We start from the raw sequence: 22,710 nt of genomic DNA, 5'->3' as shown, positions 1-22,710 counted from the left end.
CATGGCCGCATGGGCGCAACTCTTCGCGGCCGGGGTGCTGGAAGTCGCGATGGCCTTCGCGCTGAAGGCATCGGCGGGCGCCACCCGCCCCGTTCCCTCGCTCGTGGCGGTGCTCGCCGCGCTGGGCAGCATCTGGCTGCTCGCTGGTGCCGTACGCACGCTGCCGCTCGGGATCGCGTATGCGGTGTGGACGGGCATCGGCGCCCTCGGCGTCAGCCTCGTCGGTGTCGCCATCTTCGCCGAGACGCTGTCGCCGGCGCGGATGCTGTGCATGGCGGTCGTCTTCGGCGGGATCGCCGGTCTCAAATTCCTGGAGCAATCATGAATACGATTTATATTGTTATCGCCTTCCTGGCAGGCTGCGGCCTGCCGTTGCAGGCGGCGGCCAACGCCCGCCTGGGCAAGGCCGTCGCGAGCCCGTTCGCCGCCGCGACCCTGCAACTGTTCGTCGCCACCGTCCTGCTGTTCATTGCCGTCGCGGCCGGCGGCGCCCTGCCCGCGCTGGGCCGGCTGGGGCAGGCCCACTGGTGGCAGCTGCTGGGCGGCCTCGCCAGCGCCATGTTTGTCGTCGCGGGGATCGTGTTCATCCCCCGCATCGGTGCCGTCATCACGATCGGGCTGTTCATCGCGGGGCAGGCGTTCACGTCGCTGCTGCTGGACGGTGCCGGCCTGCTGGGCGTCGTCCAGCGCGCGCCCGGGCCGTTCACGTGGCTGGGCGCCGCATGCGTCGCCGCCGGCATCCTGTTGATCGTGCGCGGCCAGCGTCCCGCGGCGGGCGCCCCGCCCCGCCGGATCAAGCCGGCGTGGGTCGCGGCGGCCGCGCTGTGCGGCGGCGTGCTGCCCATGCAGGGTGCGCTCAACGCGGCCGTCGCGCGGACCGTCGGTGCGCCGCTGGTCGTGTCGCTCGCGAGTTTCGCCGTGGCGACGGCGGGCATGGCGATCGTGCTCGCCCTCGTGCTGGCCTTGAACCGCAACGAACGTCCGACGCTCGGCGGACTGTGCGCCGTGCCGTGGTGGGCGTGGCTGGGCGGGCCGGTGGGCGTGTGCTACGTCACGACCGTCTTCCTCGCGCTGCCCGTGATCGGCGCGGCCGCGACGGTCGGATTCACGATCGCCGGGCAGCAGGTCGTGGCGATCCTGACCGACCGGTTCGGCCTGTTCGGCCTGCCGAAAAGTGCCGTCTCCGGCGTCCGGCTCGCCGGCGCGCTGGTCTTGCTGGCCGGCGTCGTGTCGATCAAGCTGCCCTGACCATCAGGCCAATGCGCGCTCGAGGAAGCGCCACGCGGTGTCGTCCTCCATGGCCGCCACGTTCAGGCGCAGCTTCGTGGACGGCAGCTGGTTCGGCGAGAACAGGCTGCCCGGCGCGAGCAGCAGGCCCTCGTCCATCGCGCGCGCCGCGAGCACGTTGGTGTCGCGGCCGCAGTCGGCCCACACGAACATGCCCGCGGTCGGCGCCGGCTCCAGGGTCATGCCGAGCGATTCGATGCGCCGCAGCACCGGCGGGCGGATGGCGTCCAGGCGGGTACGGATGCGGTCCAGGTGCTTGCGGTACACGCCCTCGGACAGAATTTTATAAACGACCCGCTCGCCCAGGTCGCTCGTGCTCAGGGTGGCCAGCATCTTGCGGTCCGCCAGGCGCTGCGCGATGTCGGCGGAGGCGGCGATGAAGCCCACGCGCAGGTTCGGCGCCAGCGATTTCGAAAAGCCGCCCAGGTAGATCACGCGCTGCAGCTGGTCCAGCGCCGCCAGCCGGGTGGCGGGCTGCGAACCGCCCGGGTGCAGATCGCAATAGATGTCATCCTCGACGACCGTGATGTCGTGGCGCTCGGCGATGCGCAGGATCTGGAAAGCCTTCGCGGCCGACAGCGACGTGGAGCTCGGATTGTGCAGCACCGAGTTGATGATGTACAGGCGCGGCTTGTGCAATGCCGCCAGCGCCTCGAACTCGGCCAGGTCCGGGCCGTCCGCCTGACGCCGGATACCTACCACTTTCAGCCCCATTGCGGCGAACGAGCCGAACATCAGGAACCAGGCCGGGTCGTCGACGAACACGGTGTCGCCCGGGCGGCAGAATTCGCGCGCGACGAGGTCCAGGCCTTGCGTCACGCCCAGCGTCGTCACGAACTGTTCGGGCGCGGCCGCGATTTCCAGCTCCGCCAGCTTGCGCTGCAGCTGTTCGCGCAGCGGCGCGTACCCCTGCGGACTGGCGTAGTTCAGCAGCGCGCTGCTGTTCTGGCGGCTGACGGCACGCAGCGCGTTGGCGACGCCCTGCCCGTCCAGCCACGCGGTCGGCAAGACGCCGGCCGCGCTCGTCGGCTGGCCCGGCATCTGGCGGAACATGTGGCGGACCAGCCAAACGACGTCCAGCGCGCGCTTTTCCAGCGCGCCCGCAATGTCCGGGTCGTCGCGGCGCAGCGCCGTGTTCAGCGGCGCGCGCTCGCGCACGAAAAAACCGGCGCCGCGGCGCGATTCCAGGTAGCCCTGCGCGACGAGGCGGTCGTAGCTGGCGACGACCGTGAACGGCGAGACGCCGTGCGCCGCGGCGAAGCGGCGGATCGAGGGCATGCGCGCACCCGCGCGCAACTGCTTGTCGTCGATTCGGGCGCTGATCATCCGGACGATCTGGTCGGCCAGCGGTTCGCCGGAATCGCGTGACAGCAATGTCGGGATCGTTGTATCGGTCATTTCACCATTACAGTGCGAAAAGGATATCGGTAAGTGTATAGGGACTGTACTGCTCGTCCGGACTAGCATAACCCTGACCAAAGTTTGCTGCAACGACAACCGGAGAACGTATGCGTCCCACGACACTCACACCGACCCCACCCCTCGGCACGACGTCCGACGAAGCGCGCGGCATGCTGCTGGGCCTGGTCGGCGTCGCCATCTTCAGCCTCACCCTGCCGTTCACGCGGCTCGCGGTGCGCGAGCTCGACCCGCTGTTCCTCACGCTGGCGCGCGCGCTGGGCGCCGCCGTGCTCGCGGCCGGCTGGCTGCGGATGCGCCGTGTGGCGTGGCCGGGACGCGCGGCGCTGCGGCCCCTGGTCATCGTGGGGCTCGGCTGCGTGCTCGGGTTTCCGCTGCTTAGCTCCATCGCGATGCGCTGCGTGCCGGCGTCGCACGGTGCCGTGCTGGCGGGCATGCTGCCGCTGGCGACGGCGCTGTACGCGGCGCTGCGCGGCTACGAGCGGCCATCGAACGGGTTCTGGCTCGTCGCGCTGCTGGGTTCCGGACTGGTCGTCGCGTTCGCGCTGAGCCAGGGCGGCGGCGCGCTGCAGGCGGCCGATGTACTGATGTTCGGCGCCATCGTCTCCGCGGCGGCCGGCTATGCGGAAGGCGGCCGCCTGGCGCGCACGCTGGGCGGGCAGGAAACCATCTGCTGGGCGCTCGTACTGGCCGCCGTGCCGGCCGCCGTCCTGCTGCTGGCGCTGGAGGGCGAGCAGATCGGCCGCCTGGGCGACGTCGGCGCGGCCAGCTGGCTCGCGTTCGGCTACGTCACCGTATTCTCGATGTTCATCGGCTTCTTTTTCTGGTACCGCGGCCTGGCGCTGGGCGGCGTGGCCCGCGTGGGACAGGTACAGTTGCTGCAGCCCTTCCTGTCGCTGGCCGGCGCCGCCATCCTGCTCGGCGAGACGCTCACGCTTGCCAACGTCGGCTTCGCGCTGGCCGTGATCGCGACCGTCGCGCTGGGGCGACGCATGCAGGTGAGGCGATAATGCGTATGCGTCCTGTGATGCCTACGCCCGCCGGCAAGTCGTACAATAACGGCTTTCTTTTCAAACAACCCTGGGGAATCCATGTCCGTCTACGACAAACTCAACGCACTGAACATCACTCTCTCGGCACCGGCGACGCCGGCGGCTGCCTACGTCATGTATGCGCAGACCGGCAACCTGGTCTTCCTGTCCGGCCACATTTCCAAGAATGCGGACGGTACGGTGAACACCGGCCTGCTGGGCAAGGACAAGACGACGGAACAGGGCAAGGCGGCGGCGCGCGCCGTGGCGGTCGACCTGATCGGTACGCTGCAGGCGGCCGTCGGCGGCGACCTGAACCGCGTGAAGCGCATCGTCAAGGTGATGAGCCTGGTCGCGTCGACGCCGGACTACACGGAACAGCACCTCGTCACGAACGGCTGCTCGGAACTGCTGGGCGAAGTGTTCGGCGACGTCGGCAAGCACGCGCGCTCGGCCTTCGGCGTGGCGTCGCTGCCCCTCGGCGCCTCGGTCGAGATCGAACTGATCGCCGAAGTGGAATAAACTATCGCTCTGCTACAGAATTTTAACCGGAGCATGCTTATCAGGCGTGCTCCTCTATCGAGAGAGCAGCCTACCCGGCGTGCTTTATAATGGCCGACGCACCATCGTGGCCCTTCCTGTGAGACCAGTATGAAAATCGAAAATCCCAATCCCATCCAGTGGCAGTTCTCGGAGCGCGCCCAGCAGCTACAAAGCTCGGCGATCCGCGAGATCCTGAAGATCACCCAGCGTCCGGAGATCATCTCCTTCGCCGGCGGCCTGCCTTCGCCCGCCACCTTCCCCGTCGAACGCATGAAGGCGGCCTACGACAAAGTACTGTCGGAGAATGGTAAACAGGCGCTGCAATACGGCCCGACGGACGGCTACGCGCCGCTGCGCGAATGGATTGCGGATTATCTGTCCACGGAAGGCAGCAAGATCGTGCCGGAACAGATCCTGATGGTGTCCGGCTCCCAGCAGGCCCTCGACCTGCTCGGCAAGGTCCTGATCGACGAAGGCTCGCGCGTGCTGGTGGAAACCCCCAGCTACCTCGGCGCGTTGCAAGCCTTCTCGGTCTACCGTCCGGAGTTCCAGTCGGTCGACACGGACGACCACGGCCTGGTGCCGTCGTCGATCGAGCCGCTGGCCAAGGGTGCACGCCTGCTGTACTCGCTGCCGAACTTCCAGAACCCGACCGGCCGCTCGCTGTCGATCGAGCGCCGCCGCGAACTGGTGGAAACCTGCGCCCGCCTCGGCCTGCCGCTGATCGAGGACGATCCGTACGGCGCGCTGTCGTACAAGGGCGAGCCGATGCCGCGCATGCTGTCGATGAACCCGGACGGCGTCATCTACATGGGCTCGTTCTCGAAAGTGCTGACGCCGGGCATCCGCCTGGGCTATGTCGTCGCCCCGCTGCCGCTCGTGCGCCGCCTCGAGCTGGCCAAGCAGGCCGCCGACCTGCACACCGCGACCCTGACGCAGATGGTCGTGCACGAAGTCGTCAAGGACGGCTTCCTGAACGAACACATCCCGACCATCCGCAACCTGTACGCCAACCAGTGCCAGGTGATGCTGGATGCGATGGCCGAGCAGTTCCCGGAAGGCGTGACGTGGACCCGTCCGGAAGGCGGCATGTTCATCTGGGTCACGCTGCCGAAGCACATCGACGCAATGAAACTGCTGGACCAGGCGATCGCCGCCCGCGTCGCGTTCGTCCCGGGCGCCCCGTTCTACGCCAACAAGCCGGAAACGAACACGCTGCGCCTGTCGTTCGTGACGGTGCCGCCGGAGCGCATCCGCGAAGGCATTGCGACCCTGGGCAAGCTGATCAAGGACCAGATGTAAGCCCCTGTTCCAGCCCGGCGGCAGCAATGCCGCCGGGTATCAACAATTGTTGAACAGATCAGACAATTGTCAGTTGCGCAAAAGTTACAGATTTTTCCACTTGTAAAAGAAGTTGTTGCCCCACGTCAGTGCTGCGAGGTGTATGATTTTGGACGCAATATCAACGTGCAGTCCTCGCAAAGCACCGTATGACCAACCCAGTGCCCGTGCCGCTTGCCGACCCACGCAAGCCCGCCATCCTCATCGTCGACGACGCGCCCGACAACCTCGGCACGCTGCGTTCGATGATGCTGCGTCAAGGCTACCAGACGTTCGTCGCCACTTCCGGCGACCGCGCGCTGGACATCGCCCAGCGCGTCAAGCCGGACCTGATCCTGCTGGACGTCGTCATGCCCGGCATCGACGGCCTGGAGACGTGCCGCCGCCTGAAGGCGCATCCGGCCACGACGCGCATCCCCGTGATCTTCATGAGCGCGCGCGGCGAGACGGAAGACATCGTCGCCGGTTTCGACACGGGCGCCGCCGACTACATCCCGAAACCCCTGCGCCTGGAAGAAGTGTGCGCCCGCGTGCGCGCCCAGCTGCGCCTGCGCAGCGGCAGCGACACCCAGTCCGAGCAGACCGACCGCCTGCGCATGATCGTCAACAGCATGGACCAGGGCCTGCTGATCGTCGAGAGTTGCGGCCGCGTGCAGTATGCGAACCCGGCATGCGACCGCTACCTGGGCTATGCGCCGGAGGAACTGGTCGGGCAGTCGCTGAAGGATCTGCTGGACTGCAAGGAACCCGGCTGCTGTGCAGGCCTCGATGCAATGACGTACGGCACGCGCGAAGTCGAGATCCGTCACCGCGACGGCAACCTGCGCGCGATGGACCTGACGATGACGCCGATGCACGCGGCGGACGGCCTGTTCGTCGTCCTGCTGCACGACATCACGCACCACAAGCAGTCCGAGGACGCGCTGCAGCGCGCCGCGATGCTGGACCCGCTGACCAAGATCGCCAACCGCCGCCACTTCGACGCCTTCCTGGACAAGGAATGGCACCGCGCCATCCGCACCGCCCAGCCACTGTCGCTGGTCGTGCTGGACGTCGACCACTTCAAGCTGTACAACGACACGCTGGGCCACGCGGCGGGCGACGTCTGCCTGCAGAAGGTCGCGCAGACGCTGCAGGACCACGCCGCGCGCCCGACCGACCTGGCGGCCCGCTATGGCGGCGAGGAATTCGTGCTGCTGTTCGCCGAGACGCCGGCGGAAAACGCGGCGCGCCTGGCAGAGATGATCCGCGCGGCCGTGGCAGCGCTGGAAATCCCGAATCCGGGTTCGACGACGTCGACCTGGCTCACGGTGTCCGTGGGCGTGGCGACGATCGTGCCGACGCAGCTCGATGCGATCGACAACCTGTTCGTGTGCGCGGACCGCGCCATGTATGCGGCCAAGGCCGGGGGGCGCAATCGGGTGGAGTCGACCATTGTCGGGGCGGCATGGGACGTGGTGCACGACGCGGCTGTTCTGACCGCGCCCTGAACGCCCGTGGGCAGTTCCATGTAGTCCTGCAGGCCTAAACGACCGGGCCTCCCCGCGTTCGCACATGAATGCCGACCGCTTTGCCGTATATCTCGGTGTCCGCTTCGTAAGCCAGGCCAAGGCGTTTGGCGACGCGCAGCGACGATTCATTGGCCGCAGCGATGACAGCGCGGACTTTCGGTTCGCGCCGGACCTCGAGCGCATGGTGCATGGCCGCCGCCGCCGCTTCGTTCGCGAATCCGCGGCCCCAACATGCGCGATAGGTATTCCAGCCAAGCTCCATCACGGCGCAATCCTCGCGAAAGAACGCGCCGACGTTGCCGACGAGCCGACCCGTCGCCTTTTCCTCGACAGCCCACCACCCAGCACCGTGGATGAGCCACAGGCCCGCTTGCGAACAGAAGATGCGCCAGGCGGCATGGCGGTCGGCCGGGATCAGGTGGGCCGCGCTGACCGGGTCGGCCAGGTGGGCCGCGAATGCGTCGAAGTCCTCGCGCCGGTATTCGCGCAGGAGGAGCCGTTCCGTGTGAAGGTAGGGAACAGCAGTGATGAAGTCGCTATTCTCCGGGGAATCGGTCGGGTCGTCGTTCACAGCCACTCCACAGGGTAACTCGGAAGGCCCAGTGTATGAGCCAGGGCTGACGCCCGTCAACGCTGCGGATACCCGGTAATCTCCGCAATCTCCCGATACAACGGCTGCAACTGCCGATACATCTTCAAATAGACCTGCCGATACAGCCGCTCGTACACGTCGCGATGCGCCGGCACCGGCTCGAATACCCGCCCCACGCGCGTCATCGCGCCGATCGCCGTCGCGAAATCGCGGTGCAGCCCCAGCCCCACGGCCGCGTCGATGGCGGCCCCCAGGCCCGACGTCTCGTACACGTGCGGCCGCGACGTCGGCAGGCCGAAGATGTCGGCCGTCAGCTGCATCGCGCAATCGCTCTGAGAGCCGCCGCCGGACACGCGCAGTTCCGTGATCGCCACGCCGCTTCGCTTCTCGATGCGTTCCTTCCCCTCGCGCAGCGCGTACGCGAGCCCTTCCAGGATCGCGCGGTACACGTGCGCCCGTGTGTGCACGTCGCCGAAACCGACGATGGCGCCCTTCGCTTCGCGGCCCGGCACGCGGATGCCGGGCGTCCAGTACGGCTGCAGCATCAGCCCCATCGATCCGGGCGGGACGGAACGCGCCAGCTGGTCGAACAGCTGTTCCGGCGCCACGTCTTCCGCCAGCGCGCGCTGCTGCTCGCGGTGGCCGAACTGCTCCTTGAACCAGTTGACCATCCAGTACCCGCGGAACACCTGCACCTCGCTGCTGTACGCGCCGGGAATCGCGGCCGGATACGGCGGCAGAAACGGCGTCACCTCGACATAGCGCGTGCCCGTCGTGTTGATGGTCGCCGTCGTGCCGTAGCTCAGGCATCCCACGTGCGGTTCGCGGCAGCCGGCGCCGATCACCTCGCAGGCCTTGTCGGCCGCCGCGGCCAGCAGCGGCGTGCCGGCCGGGATGCCGGTCGCGTCGGATGCATCCGGGCCGATCTCGCCCAGCCGCTCGCCCGGCTCGACGAGTTCCGGCAGCATGCGCGGCTCGACGGCGAGCGCCTGCCACTTCCAGTCGCGCGGACCGGCCCAGCGGCGGCGCTTGTAATCGAACGGGACGTACGCGACCTGCGAGCCGGACGAATCCGCGAAGCGCCCGCACAGCCGCCAGTTCAGGTAGCCGGACAGCAGCAGGAATTTGTCCGTCGCGGCCCACACGTCCGGCTCGTGCGCGCGGATCCAGTTGATCTCCGCCTCGCCTCGAAAATAATCGATGGTGCCGTCCACGCGCGCCAGCTTGAACGCCGTGCGCCACCACCACGAGATCGGCGGAACGGTGTCCGTGTGGCGCTGGTCGAGCCATGTGATCGCGGGCCGCAGCGGCCGGCCGTTGCGGTCGAGGTTCACCACCGTCCCGCGCTGCGTCGTCACGGCCACGCCGGCGATGGCGTCGCGCCGGACGCCGGGCTGCGTCCACAGGCCCTGGCATGCGCGGCACAACGCCTGCCAGTAATCCTCCGGATCGTGCTCGGCCCAGCCGGGCTGCGTGGAGAAATACGGGTCCAGCATCACCTGCGATTTCGCGACGATGTTCCCGGCGAGGTCGAACAGCAGCGCGCGCACGCTCTGGGTGCCGTTGTCGATGGCGAGGATCGTCGTCGCATCACAGTTCTTTCTAGTCTTCATGTGGCAAACCGTGGTGAAGGGTCCAGTGCGCGCGATACGCCGCGTCCTCGTGCGCCCAGCGTGCGTCATCCCAGCCGAGTTCCGGCTGGCAGATCGCGCGGATGCGGTCCAGGTGCGCCGTGCCGCCGTCGCGCAGCAGCAGGCCGAGGCGCGTGCGGCGCAGCAGCAGGTCGTCCAGGTGGTGTACGGCTTCGCTGCGCGCGGCCCAGCGCAGTTCGGCCCACGCGGTCTCCGTGCCGGGGATGCGTTCCAGTTCGCCGGGCCGCGCGGCGTCCAGCAGCGCGGCCGCGCAAGCGCCATAGCGGCCGTGGAGGCGCCGCGGCACACCCGCGCCGGCGCAGGACACGGGCGCGAACACGGCGCGGGCATCGAGCGGATCGTCCCAGCCGGGCAACTGCTGTTTTACCAGCCGCAACGCATCGAGCGCGATGGCGCGGAACGTCGTGAGCTTGCCGCCGACAATCGCCACGAGGCCGGCCGAACTCCACGCGGCATGTTCGCGCCCCTCCCGCGACGGCGCCCCGCCCTCCTTGCCCGCGATGACGGGGCGCACGCCCGCGTACGTCGCCACCACGTCCTCGTCGGTTAGTTGCAGGCCAGGGAACTGCGCCTGCAGCGCCACCATCAGGTAATCGACTTCCGCGCGCGTGATGCGGGCCGCGCGGTCCATGCCCTCCGTGTGGTCGAGGTCCGTCGTGCCGACCAGCGTGGCGCCCTCCCACGGAAATGCGAACACGGGCCGGCCGTCGTGCGGATGCATCAGGCTCACCGCGCGCGCCAGCGGCAGCCGCCACGCGGGCAGCACGAGATGGCTGCCGCGCAGCGGACGCAGACGCGGGCCGGCGCCGTGCAGAGGGCCGGACCACGCGCCCGTCGCATCGACGACGACCCGGGCACGCACCGGGTAGTCCGTGCCGTCGCCGGCGAGCAGCGCCCCGCACACGCGGCCATCCGAGGCGCGCAGCAACTCGCGCACACCGAGATAATTGACGGCCGCCGCGCCATGATCGAGTGCCTCGCGCAGTACGCGCAGCACGAGGCGGGCATCGTCCGTGCGCGCGTCCGTGTAGACGATGCCGCCCGCGAGTCCGTCCCGCTTCACGTTCGGCGCCGCCAGCAGAAAATCGTCGGCATCGAGCCAGTGCCGCTCGCGCCGACCCGCCATCACGTCGTAGAGCGCGAGGCCGGCCAGGAAGCTGCGCCGGCCGCGCGCGCCCCCGTACTGCGCGAACGCGAAGCCCTGCGGTTCGACGAGGCCCGGCGCGCAGGCGAGCAGCATCTCGCGCTCGCGCACGGATTCCGCCGTCAGCCGCACGTGGCCATTCTTCAGGTAGCGCAGGCCGCCGTGCACGAGCTTCGACGAGCGGCTCGACGTGCCCCACGCGAAATCGCGGCGTTCGACGAGCAGCGCCTTGAGTCCCCGCCGTGCGGCCTCCAGCAGCACGCCGGCGCCGCTGATGCCGCCGCCGATCACGAGCACATCCCAGTCGCGCGCCAGCACGTCCGCCAGGCCCGCGCGGCCGCCCCGCTGCCACAGCGCGGCGAAGGCGCCGCTCATGGCGTCACCAGCTTGCCCGGGTTCATGCGGCCGTCCGGATCGAATGCGCGGAACAGGGTGCGCAGCGCGGCCATGCCCAGCTCTCCCTTTTCGTACGCGAGCCACGGCGCGTGGTCGCGGCCCACGCCGTGCTGGTGGCTGATGGTGCCGCCGCTCGCGACGATGGCTTCCGACACCGCCGTCTTCAGCAGCCGCCAGCGCGCGAGGTCCGCGTCGTAGTCCCCGGCCAGGCGCCAGATGAACGTCGAGTAGACGCTCGCTCCCTGCGGATACAGGTGCGACAGGTGCGTGTACGCGTGCACCCGCTCTCCGTCGCGCGCGAGCGCATCGTGCGCGGACCGTTCGATGGCGCGCATGGCGGGCGTGACGCGCGGCCAGTCGAGCGCCGTCTCCACCGTGTCGATCGCATAGCCGTGCGTCCAGGCGCTGTTGCGCAGGTAGACGTTGCGGAAGCGGTTGCGCTTCCACCGCTCGCCCAGTCCCTGGCCGACGTGCACACCGCCATCCGGACGTGCCAGCGCCAGCGCCGCCTTCAGCGCGGCGCGTGCCTGCGCCTTTTCTCCGCTCGCGCCCACGAGCAGCATGCATTTATCGGAGCCCGCGCCGCGCAGCTTCAGCCATGTCTCCAGCAGCGCCACCTGGCGGCCGTGGCCGGCCAGCGTGAGCATCGTCGCCGTCTCCGCCGCATTCGACAGGCGCAGCATCGACAGGCCGAGTCGCGCCTGCACGATGGTGCGCACGGCCCGCTCAGCCGCCGTCCAGTCGGGGAAGAACACGGCGTGGAACGCTTCGTACGCCGGCAGGCGGCTGATGCGCACGGCGGCTTCCGTCAGGATGCCGAGCCGGCCCTCCGACCCGAGCACCAGTTCGCGCAGGTCGGGCCCGGCGGCGGACGCGGGAAAGGTGGGGATGGCGAGCGGGCCGGCGGGCGTCTCCACGCGGCCGCCGGCGAACATCTGTTCGATGCGGCCGTAGCGCAGCGATTGCTGGCCCGAAGAGCGCGTGACGACCCAGCCGCCCAGGGTCGAATAATCGAACGATTGCGGGAAGTGGCCCAGCGTATGGCCGTGCGCGCGCAGCTGCGCTTCCAGGTCCGGGCCGGCCACGCCGGCTTCGAACACGGCCAGCTGCGCCTCCGCGTCGATGGATACGAGCGCACGCATGCGCGCCATGTCGACGCACAGCGTGGGCCGAGCGCCGACGGCGTCCAGGTGCCCGGCGACGCTCGTGCCGCCGCCGTACGGGACGACGGCCGCGTCGTGGTCCGCGGCCCAGCGCAGCAGCGTGCGCACGTCGGCGCCGCTCTCCGGGAACGCGACGCCATCCGGCGCCGTGCCGATGCGGCCGTAGCGCAGGCGCAGCCAGTCCTGCAGGCTCTGGCCCGCCGCATGCGTCAGGCGGCTCTGCGGCGTCGCATCGACCAAGGGATGCGCCGGCAGCCTGCCCGGCGGCAGGGAAGCGCACAGCGCGTCGAACCCGGCGTCGCGCGGGGCCGTGCCCGCGCCGATCTGCCCGCGCAGGAAATCCAGCGCGGACTCGCCCAGCGCCACCTCGATCGTATCGTCTCCCCAGCCGTTCCAGCGTCGCATTCTATTTTTCTCCGTACGCAGTGTTCACCCTGCCGCTATACTGCCTGGGGTCATCACGACCGTATTGCGGATTCATGCCAAGCGCTTGTTCGAACATGCCAGCCACGCCGCCCCGGGTCACCGCGGCCTATCTGCAGCCGCTGCTGGAGACGGCCGCCGCGCGCGGCCTCGACCCGGCCGCGCTCGCGGCGGGCGCCGGTCTCGCGGACATCGCATCGGATCCGCTGCCGGCCGCCGACTACATCGCCCTGCTGGACGCGGGCAGCCGCCTCGCGAACGATCCGCATTTCGGCCTGCACGTGGGCGAGCGCGTACGGCCCGGCACGTACAGCGTGTACGGCCTCGTGCTGCTGGCCTGCCGCGACATCGGCCAGGCGTTGGATCAGACGCAGCGCTACGAACGGCTCGCGCACGACCTCGGACGCTCGCGCCTGGAACCGCGCGGCGCGCTCGCCCGCTACACGTGGACGAGCCACTATCCGCATGCGAGCCGCCACCTGGCGGAGAGCGTGTTCGCCGGCATCCGCACGTTCGGGTCGTGGCTCGCGGGACGTCCGCTCGCGCCGCACGCGCTCGCGTTCGCGCATGCCCGTCCGTCCGATGCCGACCCGGCCGAGTACGCGCGCGTGCTGGGCACGATGCCGGACTTCGGCGCGCCCGCGCATACCGCCGACTTCGACGCCGCCCTCCTCGCGCTGCCGCTGCCCGCCGCGGACATCACCATGTACCCGCTGCTGCAGCAGCACGCCGAACGCCTGCTGCGCGAACGGGAACAGACGCCCGGCGGGATCGTCGCGCAGGTCCATGCGGCCATCGTCGACGCGCTCGCCCGCGAACCCGTGCGACTGGCCGGCATCGCGGCCGCGCTGGACCTGTCCCCGCGCACCTTGCAGCGCAAGCTGGCCGACGCCGGCGCGACGTTCCAGCAGGCGCTCGACGCGGCCCGTTACGCGCTGGCGATGGATTACCTGCGCCGGGACGGGCTGTCGCTCGTCGACATCGCCTTCCTGCTCGGCTTCCAGGAACAGAGCGCGTTCACGCACGCGTTCCGCGAATGGTCGGGCATGAATCCCGGCGCGTGGCGCGAGCGCGTGGCCGGTAAAAAATAGATGGCGCCCTGGGTGTTTTCATAAACGATGCCGCGGACGCATTTGCTATAACGACAGGTTGACCCGGCCGCTGGGCTGGACTACACACAGAGAGTCAATACAAATGTGGAAATCGTTATTCATTGGAGGCCTGTCCGCGTGCGCACTGGCGGCACATGCCGCGCCGCCGACCATGCAGCGCGTGGGCACGGGCATGGAGGTGCGCACGGACCAGGGCGTGCTGACGATCGAGCCGGTGGCGCCGCGCGTCGTCCACGTCCGCTTCGGCCCCGCGGGCTACGCGGGCAATTACAACCCGGCCGTCATCGCGCAGCCGCAAAAGATCGCGTTCGAGATCGGTGAATCCACGGACGCGTGGACGCTGTCCACGGCCGGCCTGAAGGTGCGCGTGGGACGCCAGGACGGCAACGTCTCGTTCCAGACGCCGGACGGCAAGGAGATCGTCAAGGAAGGCGGCCGCGACCTGTCGCACGGCGTCGTGCAGCGCTTTTATAACGACGACCATGGCACGGTCCTGTACGGCCTCGGCCAGCACCAGAACGGCCTGCTCGACTACGGCGGCAACATCGTGCGCCTGCAGCAGGCGAACCGCGACGTGGCCGTGCCGATGCTGGTCTCGCCCAAGGGCTACGGCATCCTGTGGAACAACGCGGCCGTCACGGACGTCGAGGTCGACATCCCGTCCGGACCTCCGATCCTGATCCGTTCGGAAGCGGGCGGCGGCGTCGATTACCATTTCATGTACGGTCCCGGGCTGGACGACGTGATCAAGGGCTACCGCCGCCTGACGGGCACGGCGCCCATGATGCCGCGCTGGACGTGGGGCCTGTGGCAGTCGAAGGAACACTACAAGACACAGGACGAGCTGCTGTCGGTCGCGGCGCGCTACCGCGCGATGAAGGTACCGCTCGACGCGGTCATCCAGGACTGGCAGTACTGGCTGCCGGGCCAGTGGGGCAGCCACGAATTCGACAAGGCGCGCTTCCCCGATCCGGCCGCGATGGTCAGGAAGCTGCACGACCAGAACGTCCACACGATCATCTCCGTGTGGGCCCGCCTCGACCCGGACACCGCCAACACGAAGGCGCTGGACGCGATGGGCGGCCTGTACCCGCCCACCTATTCGAACGTCTACCCGGCCGGCAAGGGCCGCTGGTACGACGCGTACAACCCGCGCGCCCGCGACCTGTACTGGCGCCAGGTCATGCGCGGCCTCGGCACGCTCGGCTTCGACGGCTGGTGGCTGGACGCGTCGGAAGCGGAACTCGGCGGCTGGTGGGGCCAGATGCGCGAACTGCAGACCGGTGCCGGTCCGGGCAGCGTCGTCTACAACGCCTATCCGCTGCTGCACACGACGGCCGTGCATGACGGGATGAAGCGCGACCAGTCCGGCAAGCGCGCGTTCATCCTGACCCGCTCCGCGTACGCGGGCCAGCAGCGCAACGCGGCCATCACGTGGTCGGGCGACACGATGGGCAACTGGGACGTGTTCCGCCGCCAGATCCCGGCCGGGTTGAATTTCATGCTGAGCGGTATCCCGTACTGGTCGGCCGACATCGGCGGCTTCTTCGGCGGTTCGCCGAAAGATCCGGCGTACGCGGAACTGTTCACGCGCTGGTTCCAGTTCGGCGTGTTCAACCCGATGTTCCGCGTGCACGGCACCGGCGACGGCAAGGAGATCTGGCAGTTCGACGACGCCACGCAGAAGATCATGCGCGACTACATCGACCTGCGCTACCGCCTGCTCCCGTACATCTATTCGGCGTCGTGGGACGTCACGCACAACGACGGCACGATGATGCGCGCCCTCGCCTTCGACTTCCGCGAGGACGAACACGCGCTCCACATCCCGGACCAGTACATGTTCGGCAAGGCCCTGCTCGTGGCGCCCGTCGTGCAGGCGAAGGCACAGGAGCGCGACGTCTACCTGCCCGGCAAGGACGCATGGTACGACTTCTGGAGCGGCGCGCGGCTGGCGGCCGGCCAGGTCGTGACGGCGAAGGCCGACATCGCGACCATTCCCCTCTACGTCCGCGCCGGCAGCATCCTGCCGCTGGGCCCCGTGAAGCAGTTCGCGGACGAGAAATCGGATGCGCCGGTGGACCTCGTCGTCTTTCCGGGCAAGGATGGCGCTTATGAACTGTACGACGACGGCGGCGACGGTTACGCCTACGAGAAAGGCGCGTATGCGGTCGTGCGGATGACGTGGAACGACGGCGCCAGGCGCCTCGACATCGCGCCGCGCCAGGGCCGCTACGACGGCATGCCGGCCCGCCAGGCGTTCGCGGTGCGTTGCGGTCCCAAGCCCGGCGCCATCGTCAAGGTCGTCTATGACGGCAAGGCGGCTTCCGTCGCGCTGCCGCACTGCGGCGGCTGACGCGCCGCTCAGCGCGCGCGCCTGCCAGCACGGAGGCGTGCGCGCAGGCGCGCGCGGGCGCCGGCCCGCAAATCGTCCAGCGCCGGCACGATGGCGAGGCCGCACAGCAGCAGCGCCAGCGGCACCGTCACCACGTAGCCGAAGATCTTGAAGCCGAGCGCGCCCGCGACGCCGCCGCAGAAGAAGGCCCCCAGCAGGCCGCACAGCAGGACGAGGCGCCCGCGGTTCGCGGTCACGCGCGGGTGCGGAGGGCTGGTCAAGCCATCGTCCACGTTCCAGTACATCATCTTGCCGAGTTCGATGCCGATGTCGGTGACGATGCCCGTCATGTGCGTCGTGCGGATCTCCGCATGCGAGATCTTCGTCACGAGCGCGTTCTGCAGGCCCATCGTAAAGCACAGCAGCATCACCGTGGCCGGCACGAACAGGCCCCGCACGCTGGACAGCTGGGCGCCCAGCACGCCGAAGGCGAGCAGCAGCATGGCTTCGCACAGCAGCGGCAACGCGTATTCGCTGGCCAGCGCACGGCGCCGGCCGTAGTTGACGAGGATCGCCGTGGTGGCCGCGCCCAGCAGGAACGAGACGATGGCGCCGAGCGCGTCGAGCACGAGGTCGAAGGCGCCCAGCGCGAGATTGTCGGCGGCCGAGGACACGATGCCCGTCATGTGCGACGTGTACTGTTGCACGGCGAGGAAGCCGCCGGCGTTCACGGCCCCGGCCACGCCGGCCAGTGCATAGCCGAGGTGGCGGTTGGCCCGGGCGCTGCGCGCCTGCGCGGTCAGGGTGCGGACATAGTCGACGGAGCGCTGCATGATGATGGGTCCGATTGGGATTCCTTACGTCAATACTAACGCACCCGGGGTCACGTGGCTATAATTGCCCTTCTCACCTCGAATATCGCCAGGAAAACACATCGCCGTGAATCCACATCTCGACCGCCTGCACCCGTACCCGTTCGAAAAGCTGCGCCAGCTGTTCGCCGGCGTCACGCCGAATCCCGACTACAACGCCATCAGCCTCGGCATCGGCGAGCCCAAGCACCCGACGCCCGCGTTCATCCAGAAAGCGCTGACGCACGCGATGACCGGCCTCGCCACGTATCCGACGACGCACGGCAACGAGCCGCTGCGCGCCGCGATCGCCGGCTGGCTGGAGCGCCGCTACGGGATTCCGGCGCTGGATGCGGCCACGATGGTGCTGCCGGTGAACGGCTCGCGCGAGGCGCTGTTCGCGATCGCGCAGACCGTGATCGACCCGCGCCAGCCGGGCGCGCTCGTCGTCAGCCCGAATCCGTTCTACCAGATCTACGAAGGCGCGGCCTACCTGGCGGGCGCCGAGCCGTATTTCGTGAATTCCCAGCCGGCCCGCAACTTCGCCTGCGATTACTCCAGCGTGCCGGACGACGTATGGTCCCGTGTGCAGCTGCTGTACCTGTGCTCCCCGGGCAATCCGACGGGCGCCGTGCTGTCGCTGGACGACTGGCGCGAACTGTTCGCGCTGGCCGACCGCCACGGCTTCGTGATCGCGGCCGACGAGTGCTATTCCGAGATCTATTTCGGCGCCACGCCGCCGCTGGGCGCGCTGGAAGCGGCGCACCAGCTGGGCCGGAGCAGCGGCGCGCGTCCGTACGCGAACCTGATCGTGTTCTCGAGCCTCTCGAAGCGCTCGAACGTGCCGGGCATGCGCTCGGGCTTCGTCGCCGGCGATCCGGAACTGATGAAGAAATTCCTGCTGTACCGCACCTACTGCGGCGGCGCGATGTCGCCGCCGGTGCAGGCCGCGTCGATCGCCGCGTGGAACGACGAGGCCCACGTGCAGGAGAACCGCACGCTGTACAAGGAAAAGTTCAACCTCATCACCCCGCTCCTGAAGCAGGTGATGGACGTCGAGCTGCCGGACGCCGGCTTCTACCTGTGGGCCGACGTGCGCCGCACGGGCCTGTCGGACACGGAGTTCGCACGCGGCCTGTACGCCGAATATAATGTGACGGTTTTGCCCGGCAGTTACCTGGCGCGCGACGCGCACGGCAGCAATCCGGGCCGCAACCGCATCCGCATGGCGCTCGTCGCCGAAGTGGACGAAGGACTGGAGGCGGCGAACCGCATCGTCCAGTTCTGCAACGATCTCAAGGCTTCCTGAATCACCACCTGTATAGACCAATATCATGACCCAACAACTCCAGACCATCATCGACACCGCGTGGGAACAGCGCGCGGACATCAGCCCGACCAGCGCCAGCGCCGAAGTGCGCGACGCCGTCGCCCACGTCCTGGCCGGCCTTGACGACGGCAGCCTGCGCGTCGCCCAGAAGGACACCGGCAGCTGGGTCGTGAACCAGTGGATCAAGAAGGCCGTCCTGCTGTCGTTCCGCCTCGAGAACAACACCCCAATGGGCTCGGCGGCGGGCCTCGGCGGCAGCCTGCAGTTCTACGACAAAGTGCCGACCAAGTTCGCCAACTACTCGGCCGAAGATTTCGCCAAGGGTGGCTTCCGCGTCGTCCCGCCGGCCGTTGCCCGCCGCGGCTCGTTCATCGGCAAGAACGTCGTGCTGATGCCGTCGTACGTGAACATCGGCGCCTACGTCGACGAAGGCGCGATGGTCGACACGTGGGCCACGGTCGGCTCGTGCGCCCAGATCGGCAAGAACGTCCACCTGTCGGGCGGCGTGGGCATCGGCGGCGTGCTGGAACCGATGCAGGCCAACCCGACCATCATCGAAGACAACTGCTTCATCGGCGCCCGCTCGGAAATCGTGGAAGGCGTGATCGTCGAAGAGAACTCGGTGATCTCGATGGGCGTGTACATCGGCCAGTCGACCAAGATCTACAACCGCGAGACCGGTGAAGTGAGCTATGGCCGCATCCCGGCCGGTTCCGTCGTCGTGTCGGGCAGCCTGCCGTCGGCCGACGGCAAGTACAGCCTGTACTGCGCGGTGATCGTCAAGCAGGTCGACGCCAAGACCCGCGCCAAGACGGGCATCAACGAGCTGCTGCGCGGCGTCTGATCCGTCATTCCCGCGGAAGCGGGAATCCATACTGGGCATCAGACATCGCACAGCCGAACGCACGTCGGCAGTGCAAGATGCGGCGTCGGTGCCTCAGCATGGGTTCCCGCCTTCGCGGGAACGACGTTGGGGGTATTAGCGCAAAGCAAGGAGAGAGTCCATGATGATGGAACGCCTGTTCCAGTTGATGAAGGAAAAGAACGCGTCCGACATGTTCTTCGCGGTCAATTCCCCAGTCCACATCAAGATCAACGGGAACCTCATCCCGATCAACCAGAACAAGCTCGAGCCGGACAATATCCGCGTGCTGCTGGCCGAAATCGCGTCGCCGGAGCAGATGGACGAGCTGGACCGCGAAAACGAGCTCAACATGGGCATCTCGGTTCCGAACCTGGGCCGTTTCCGTCTCTCCGCCTTCCGCCAGCGCGGCAGCATTTCCGCCGTGTTCCGTTTCGTTCCCGCCACGATCCCGCCGCTGGCCGAGCTGGGCCTGCCGTCCGCGCTGTCCGAACTGATCATGGAGAAGCGCGGCCTGCTCTTGATCGTCGGCGCGACGGGCTCCGGCAAGTCGACGACGATCGCCTCCATGCTCGACCACCGCAACGAGCAGCGCCACGGCCACATCCTCACGCTGGAAGACCCGATCGAGTACCTGTTCAAGAATAAAAAATCTATCGTCAACCAGCGCGAGATCGGCAGCGACGCGAAGAGCTTCGACGTCGCCCTGCGCAATTCGATGCGCCAGGCGCCGGACTGCATCCTGATCGGCGAGATCCGCGACAAGGACACGATGGCCGCCGCCCTCGCCTATGCCCAGTCCGGCCACCTCGTGCTGGCGACCCTGCACGCGAACAACAGCTACAACGCGCTGAACCGCATCATCAGCTTCTACCCGATCGAGAACCGCCCCGCGCTGCTGCAGGACCTGTCGTCCGCCGTCAAGGCGATCGTGTCGCAGCGCCTCGTGCGCGCGAAGGCCGGCGGGCGGCGCCAGGCGGCCGTCGAGATCATGGTCAACACGCGCTACGTCGCGGACCTGATCGAAAAGGGCGAGATCGGCCAGATCAAGGAAGCGATGGACAAGAGCCTGTCGCCGGGGTCGCAATCGTTCGAGAAGGCGTTGCTGGAACTCGTGCAGGCCGACCTCATCACGCAGGACGAGGCACTTGCGAATGCCGACTCGGCCACCAATCTGCTCTGGCTGATCAATAACGGGCCGGACAGCAAGGCCAAGGAAGAGGAAGCGCCCAAACCGGCCGAGCCGGATGGGCCGTCGTTCACGGAATTTACGCTGGATAGTTGACTTGGCTGGTCGTCCGCTATGGACCGCACTCCTGTGTGGCCTTCTCGTATTATCGTCCTCGAACGTGCATGCCGTGCCCGGTTCGCGCTGCGTCGGCGATGACTTCCTGCTGCATCGCGCTACCCTCAAGGCCGCCAAGGTGACCTTGCCGGTATTCGCCCACTTCTGCTATCGCGACAAGAGCGGCGCATACGTGGTGTACCTGACCGAAAGCGGCGACCGTCGCTACGATGACGACACCTTGTCGAGCAAGATCGGCGCGCACTTGTTCAAGATAAATGCAGGGCCAACCCTGGCGCCCATGGGCACAGTCAGCGATAGCGCACTGGCGGGGACGGCCGGTGTGCAATGGTGGACCAAGCTGACCGAGTTGAACGATATCGACGGCGATGGCCTGGTCGATCCGATCCTGGTCTACCGCTTCTACGCCGGCGACAACGGCAAGATGCTGCGCGACCCCTATGGAGGCCGGCTGAAGATGATCGCTTTTCATCGTAACGCCAAAGCCGCCATCCGGGCCATCACGGGCGACCTCGACCTGCAACGCTCGACCACCGCCAGCGCGTCGTACTTCAAGCTGCCGCCCGTTCTGCAAACGCATCTAGTGCGCAAGATGAAGCGGATGTATGACGAACAGCAGTTTGGGTTCGACAACAGCCACGCCTTCAGGCCGCAGAAGTAAGCCGGCCTCGCCGGCCAGCGTTTACTCGACGACGGCCGTCCGGCGATGGGCGTGTACCGCCGGGCTGCGCACGGCGACCCGGACGCCGCCGGCAACGCTCTCTATCCCGCCGCGCCATTGTTAACCAGGTCGTCGCAGGTCGGTGCGCCGTCCTCCCTTCGCCATTGCTAAACTACCGGTGGGATAGCCGGCCTGTGCTATCCTTCGCGCCTTCCCGAACAGCAAGACCACCCCGCCATGAAGAAGACCCTCTACGGTATTCCCAACTGCGACACCGTCAAGAAAGCCCGCACCTGGCTCGCCGACAACGGCCAGGCATTCGAGTTCCACGACTTCAAGAAGCAAGGCCTGGACCGCGCCACCGTTGCGCGCTGGCTCGAGCAGATCGATTGGGAAACGCTCGTCAACCGCAAGGGCACCACGTGGCGCAAGCTGACCGACGAGCGCCGCGCGCAGGTCGTCGACAAGGCCAGCGCCCTCGACCTGATGCTGGAAAATCCGTCCGTCATCAAGCGTCCGGTCCTCGAAGGCGGCGGCCGCGTGTCCGTCGGCTTCTCGGCCGCCCAGTACGAAGACCTGTTCGGAGACTGGCCGGCATGAAGCCGTCGCGCACCCAACTTCTGACGGAGGAGCTGATCGCGCTCGATTCCGTCACGCCGCAGGACAAGGGCTGCCAGCAGAAGCTGCAGGCCCTGCTGGCGCCGCTCGGCTTCCGCTGCGAGACGATCGAGTCGAACGGCGTGACGAATTTGTGGGCCCGGCGCGGCGATGCGGCGCCCGTGTTCGTGTTCGCCGGCCACACGGACGTCGTCCCGACCGGTCCCGCAAGCCAGTGGGCGTCGCAACCGTTCGTGCCGACGCGGCGCGACGGCAAGCTGTACGGCCGCGGCGCGTCGGACATGAAGACGTCGATCGCCGCCATGGTCGTCGCCGTCGAGGAATTCGTGGCGGCGCACCCGGATCATATGGGCTCGATCGCGTTCCTGCTCACGTCCGACGAGGAAGGCCCGGCCACCGATGGCACCGTCATCGTCTGCGACCTGCTGGAAGAACGGGGCGAGACGATCGACTACTGCCTCGTGGGCGAACCCACGTCCAGCCACGTGCTGGGCGACATGATCAAGAACGGCCGCCGCGGCTCGCTGTCCGGCTGCCTCGTCGTCAAGGGCGTGCAGGGCCATATCGCCTACCCGCACCTGGCGCGCAACCCGATCCACCAGGCGGCGCCGGCGCTGGCCGAGCTCGCTGCCGAGCAATGGGATGAGGGCAACGAGTACTTCCCGCCGACGAGCTGGCAGGTGTCCAATATCGCCGCCGGTACCGGGGCGACGAACGTGATCCCGGGCGAGCTGAAGGTCGACTTCAATTTCCGCTTCTCGACCGCCAGCACGGCCGAGAGCCTGCAGGCGCGCGTGCACGCGATCCTCGACCGCCACGGCCTCGACTACGACCTGAAATGGACGTTGTCCGGCCACCCGTTCCTCACGCCGAAGGGGACCTTGTCGGACGCGATCTGCGGCTCGATCAAGCAGGAACTGGGGGTGACGACGGAACTTTCGACCACGGGCGGGACGTCGGACGGCCGCTTCATCGCCCGTATCTGCCCCCAGGTGATAGAATTCGGGCCACCCAACGACAGCATCCACAAGATCGACGAGCACATCGAAGTGCGTTACATCGATCCGCTCAAGAACATCTACCGGCGCACGCTGGAGCGATTGCTGACCATCCCGCCGTCCGCGGCATAACGA

At 68.0% G+C, this 22,710-nt stretch carries 20 protein-coding genes; 14 read left to right on the top strand and 6 right to left on the bottom strand.

The window, feature by feature from the left end; all coding sequences use genetic code 11:
* Position 1: 1 nt before the first annotated feature.
* Positions 2–325, top strand: coding sequence for a DMT family transporter (locus tag ACEN9H_RS07860; RefSeq protein WP_056137213.1), 324 nt, complete (start codon positions 2–4; stop codon positions 323–325).
* Positions 322–1,248, top strand: coding sequence for a DMT family transporter (locus ACEN9H_RS07855; protein WP_413674319.1), 927 nt, complete (start codon positions 322–324; stop codon positions 1,246–1,248). The genes ACEN9H_RS07860 and ACEN9H_RS07855 overlap by 4 nt, the downstream gene beginning before the upstream one ends.
* 3 nt (positions 1,249–1,251) lie before the next feature.
* On the opposite strand, the gene ACEN9H_RS07850 is transcribed toward ACEN9H_RS07855, so the two are convergent.
* Complete coding sequence (locus ACEN9H_RS07850; RefSeq protein ID WP_413674318.1) at positions 1,252–2,685, bottom strand: PLP-dependent aminotransferase family protein; 1,434 nt, start codon at positions 2,683–2,685, stop codon at positions 1,252–1,254.
* A gap of 110 nt (positions 2,686–2,795) precedes the next feature.
* On the opposite strand from ACEN9H_RS07850, the gene ACEN9H_RS07845 reads away from it, so the two are divergent.
* From ACEN9H_RS07845 to ACEN9H_RS07830, 4 genes are all read left to right on the top strand, one after another.
* Entirely contained in the window at positions 2,796–3,716 is a 921-nt protein-coding gene (locus tag ACEN9H_RS07845) for a DMT family transporter (RefSeq protein WP_413674317.1), read from the top strand.
* Positions 3,717–3,797: 81 nt separating this feature from the next.
* Positions 3,798–4,259, top strand: coding sequence for a RidA family protein (locus tag ACEN9H_RS07840; protein ID WP_160410068.1), 462 nt, complete (start codon positions 3,798–3,800; stop codon positions 4,257–4,259).
* 129 nt (positions 4,260–4,388) lie between these two features.
* Positions 4,389–5,582 (top strand): PLP-dependent aminotransferase family protein, encoded by a 1,194-nt coding sequence (locus tag ACEN9H_RS07835; RefSeq protein WP_413674316.1) that lies wholly within the window; start codon positions 4,389–4,391, stop codon positions 5,580–5,582.
* 188 nt (positions 5,583–5,770) lie between these two features.
* Positions 5,771–7,111, top strand: coding sequence for a diguanylate cyclase (locus tag ACEN9H_RS07830; protein ID WP_371768162.1), 1,341 nt, complete (start codon positions 5,771–5,773; stop codon positions 7,109–7,111).
* 34 nt (positions 7,112–7,145) lie between these two features.
* Here ACEN9H_RS07830 and ACEN9H_RS07825 read toward each other — a convergent pair whose 3' ends face one another.
* The 4 genes from ACEN9H_RS07825 to ACEN9H_RS07810 are packed head-to-tail and all read right to left on the bottom strand — an operon-like array spanning position 7,146 to position 12,484.
* The gene (locus ACEN9H_RS07825) at positions 7,146–7,703 is read right to left on the bottom strand and encodes a GNAT family N-acetyltransferase (RefSeq protein WP_413674315.1); all 558 of its coding nucleotides are present in this window, start codon (positions 7,701–7,703) and stop codon (positions 7,146–7,148) included.
* A gap of 56 nt (positions 7,704–7,759) precedes the next feature.
* On the bottom strand, positions 7,760–9,337 hold the full coding sequence (locus ACEN9H_RS07820; protein ID WP_413674314.1) for an FGGY-family carbohydrate kinase: 1,578 nt from the start codon (positions 9,335–9,337) through the stop codon (positions 7,760–7,762).
* Entirely contained in the window at positions 9,327–10,895 is a 1,569-nt protein-coding gene (locus tag ACEN9H_RS07815; RefSeq protein WP_413674313.1) for an FAD-dependent oxidoreductase, read from the bottom strand. The genes ACEN9H_RS07820 and ACEN9H_RS07815 overlap by 11 nt, the downstream gene beginning before the upstream one ends.
* Positions 10,892–12,484 carry an FAD-binding oxidoreductase gene (locus ACEN9H_RS07810; protein ID WP_413674312.1) on the bottom strand — a complete coding sequence of 531 codons (1,593 nt, stop codon included), beginning with the start codon at positions 12,482–12,484 and terminating at the stop codon, positions 10,892–10,894. The genes ACEN9H_RS07815 and ACEN9H_RS07810 overlap by 4 nt, the downstream gene beginning before the upstream one ends.
* A gap of 95 nt (positions 12,485–12,579) precedes the next feature.
* Between ACEN9H_RS07810 and ACEN9H_RS07805 the strand changes: the two genes are divergently transcribed.
* Positions 12,580–13,593 carry an AraC family transcriptional regulator ligand-binding domain-containing protein gene (locus ACEN9H_RS07805; protein WP_413674311.1) on the top strand — a complete coding sequence of 338 codons (1,014 nt, stop codon included), beginning with the start codon at positions 12,580–12,582 and terminating at the stop codon, positions 13,591–13,593.
* A 103-nt stretch (positions 13,594–13,696) separates the two neighbouring features.
* On the top strand, positions 13,697–15,970 hold the full coding sequence (locus tag ACEN9H_RS07800) for a glycoside hydrolase family 31 protein (protein ID WP_413674310.1): 2,274 nt from the start codon (positions 13,697–13,699) through the stop codon (positions 15,968–15,970).
* 8 nt (positions 15,971–15,978) lie between these two features.
* On the opposite strand, the gene ACEN9H_RS07795 is transcribed toward ACEN9H_RS07800, so the two are convergent.
* Positions 15,979–16,782, bottom strand: coding sequence for a YoaK family protein (locus ACEN9H_RS07795; RefSeq protein WP_056137200.1), 804 nt, complete (start codon positions 16,780–16,782; stop codon positions 15,979–15,981).
* A gap of 106 nt (positions 16,783–16,888) precedes the next feature.
* Here ACEN9H_RS07795 and dapC point away from each other — a divergent pair, with 106 nt between their 5' ends.
* The 6 genes from dapC (at position 16,889) to dapE (ending at position 22,707) form a co-directional block, all read left to right on the top strand.
* Positions 16,889–18,109 carry a succinyldiaminopimelate transaminase gene (dapC, locus tag ACEN9H_RS07790; protein ID WP_413674309.1) on the top strand — a complete coding sequence of 407 codons (1,221 nt, stop codon included), beginning with the start codon at positions 16,889–16,891 and terminating at the stop codon, positions 18,107–18,109.
* Positions 18,110–18,134: 25 nt separating this feature from the next.
* Positions 18,135–18,974 (top strand): 2,3,4,5-tetrahydropyridine-2,6-dicarboxylate N-succinyltransferase, encoded by an 840-nt coding sequence (gene dapD / locus ACEN9H_RS07785; protein ID WP_160410062.1) that lies wholly within the window; start codon positions 18,135–18,137, stop codon positions 18,972–18,974.
* Positions 18,975–19,134: 160 nt separating this feature from the next.
* A complete protein-coding gene (locus ACEN9H_RS07780) occupies positions 19,135–20,277 on the top strand; it encodes a PilT/PilU family type 4a pilus ATPase (protein WP_413674308.1) in 1,143 nt (380 codons plus the stop codon).
* 73 nt (positions 20,278–20,350) lie between these two features.
* Positions 20,351–20,959 carry a hypothetical protein gene (locus tag ACEN9H_RS07775; protein WP_413674307.1) on the top strand — a complete coding sequence of 203 codons (609 nt, stop codon included), beginning with the start codon at positions 20,351–20,353 and terminating at the stop codon, positions 20,957–20,959.
* A gap of 237 nt (positions 20,960–21,196) precedes the next feature.
* Positions 21,197–21,559 carry an ArsC family reductase gene (locus ACEN9H_RS07770; RefSeq protein ID WP_056137195.1) on the top strand — a complete coding sequence of 121 codons (363 nt, stop codon included), beginning with the start codon at positions 21,197–21,199 and terminating at the stop codon, positions 21,557–21,559.
* Positions 21,556–22,707 carry a succinyl-diaminopimelate desuccinylase gene (dapE, locus tag ACEN9H_RS07765; RefSeq protein ID WP_413674306.1) on the top strand — a complete coding sequence of 384 codons (1,152 nt, stop codon included), beginning with the start codon at positions 21,556–21,558 and terminating at the stop codon, positions 22,705–22,707. Before ACEN9H_RS07770 ends, dapE begins: the two co-directional genes overlap by 4 nt.
* Positions 22,708–22,710 lie beyond the last annotated feature (3 nt).

Origin of the sequence: Massilia cellulosiltytica, from assembly GCF_047325105.1 — a bacterium.
In the GTDB taxonomy this organism is placed as follows: Bacteria; Pseudomonadota; Gammaproteobacteria; order Burkholderiales; family Burkholderiaceae_D; genus Telluria; species Telluria orientalis.
Note: the sequence above shows the minus strand (reverse complement) of the source record. Positions and strands in the feature narration are given on the sequence as shown.

Excerpts from the sequence above, each read along its gene's own strand:
- ACEN9H_RS07810 (WP_413674312.1), bottom strand. The coding sequence starts at position 12,484 with ATGCGACGCTGGAACGGCTGGGGAGACGATACGATCGAGGTGGCGCTG.
- dapE (WP_413674306.1), top strand. The coding sequence starts at position 21,556 with ATGAAGCCGTCGCGCACCCAACTTCTGACGGAGGAGCTGATCGCGCTC.
- ACEN9H_RS07830 (WP_371768162.1), top strand. The coding sequence starts at position 5,771 with ATGACCAACCCAGTGCCCGTGCCGCTTGCCGACCCACGCAAGCCCGCC.
- ACEN9H_RS07820 (WP_413674314.1), bottom strand. The coding sequence starts at position 9,337 with ATGAAGACTAGAAAGAACTGTGATGCGACGACGATCCTCGCCATCGAC.
- ACEN9H_RS07805 (WP_413674311.1), top strand. The coding sequence starts at position 12,580 with ATGCCAGCCACGCCGCCCCGGGTCACCGCGGCCTATCTGCAGCCGCTG.
- ACEN9H_RS07855 (WP_413674319.1), top strand. The coding sequence starts at position 322 with ATGAATACGATTTATATTGTTATCGCCTTCCTGGCAGGCTGCGGCCTG.
- ACEN9H_RS07840 (WP_160410068.1), top strand. The coding sequence starts at position 3,798 with ATGTCCGTCTACGACAAACTCAACGCACTGAACATCACTCTCTCGGCA.
- ACEN9H_RS07770 (WP_056137195.1), top strand. The coding sequence starts at position 21,197 with ATGAAGAAGACCCTCTACGGTATTCCCAACTGCGACACCGTCAAGAAA.
- ACEN9H_RS07850 (WP_413674318.1), bottom strand. The coding sequence starts at position 2,685 with ATGACCGATACAACGATCCCGACATTGCTGTCACGCGATTCCGGCGAA.
- ACEN9H_RS07800 (WP_413674310.1), top strand. The coding sequence starts at position 13,697 with ATGTGGAAATCGTTATTCATTGGAGGCCTGTCCGCGTGCGCACTGGCG.
- ACEN9H_RS07860 (WP_056137213.1), top strand. The coding sequence starts at position 2 with ATGGCCGCATGGGCGCAACTCTTCGCGGCCGGGGTGCTGGAAGTCGCG.
- ACEN9H_RS07815 (WP_413674313.1), bottom strand. The coding sequence starts at position 10,895 with ATGAGCGGCGCCTTCGCCGCGCTGTGGCAGCGGGGCGGCCGCGCGGGC.
- ACEN9H_RS07795 (WP_056137200.1), bottom strand. The coding sequence starts at position 16,782 with ATGCAGCGCTCCGTCGACTATGTCCGCACCCTGACCGCGCAGGCGCGC.
- ACEN9H_RS07780 (WP_413674308.1), top strand. The coding sequence starts at position 19,135 with ATGATGATGGAACGCCTGTTCCAGTTGATGAAGGAAAAGAACGCGTCC.
- ACEN9H_RS07835 (WP_413674316.1), top strand. The coding sequence starts at position 4,389 with ATGAAAATCGAAAATCCCAATCCCATCCAGTGGCAGTTCTCGGAGCGC.
- dapD (WP_160410062.1), top strand. The coding sequence starts at position 18,135 with ATGACCCAACAACTCCAGACCATCATCGACACCGCGTGGGAACAGCGC.
- ACEN9H_RS07845 (WP_413674317.1), top strand. The coding sequence starts at position 2,796 with ATGCGTCCCACGACACTCACACCGACCCCACCCCTCGGCACGACGTCC.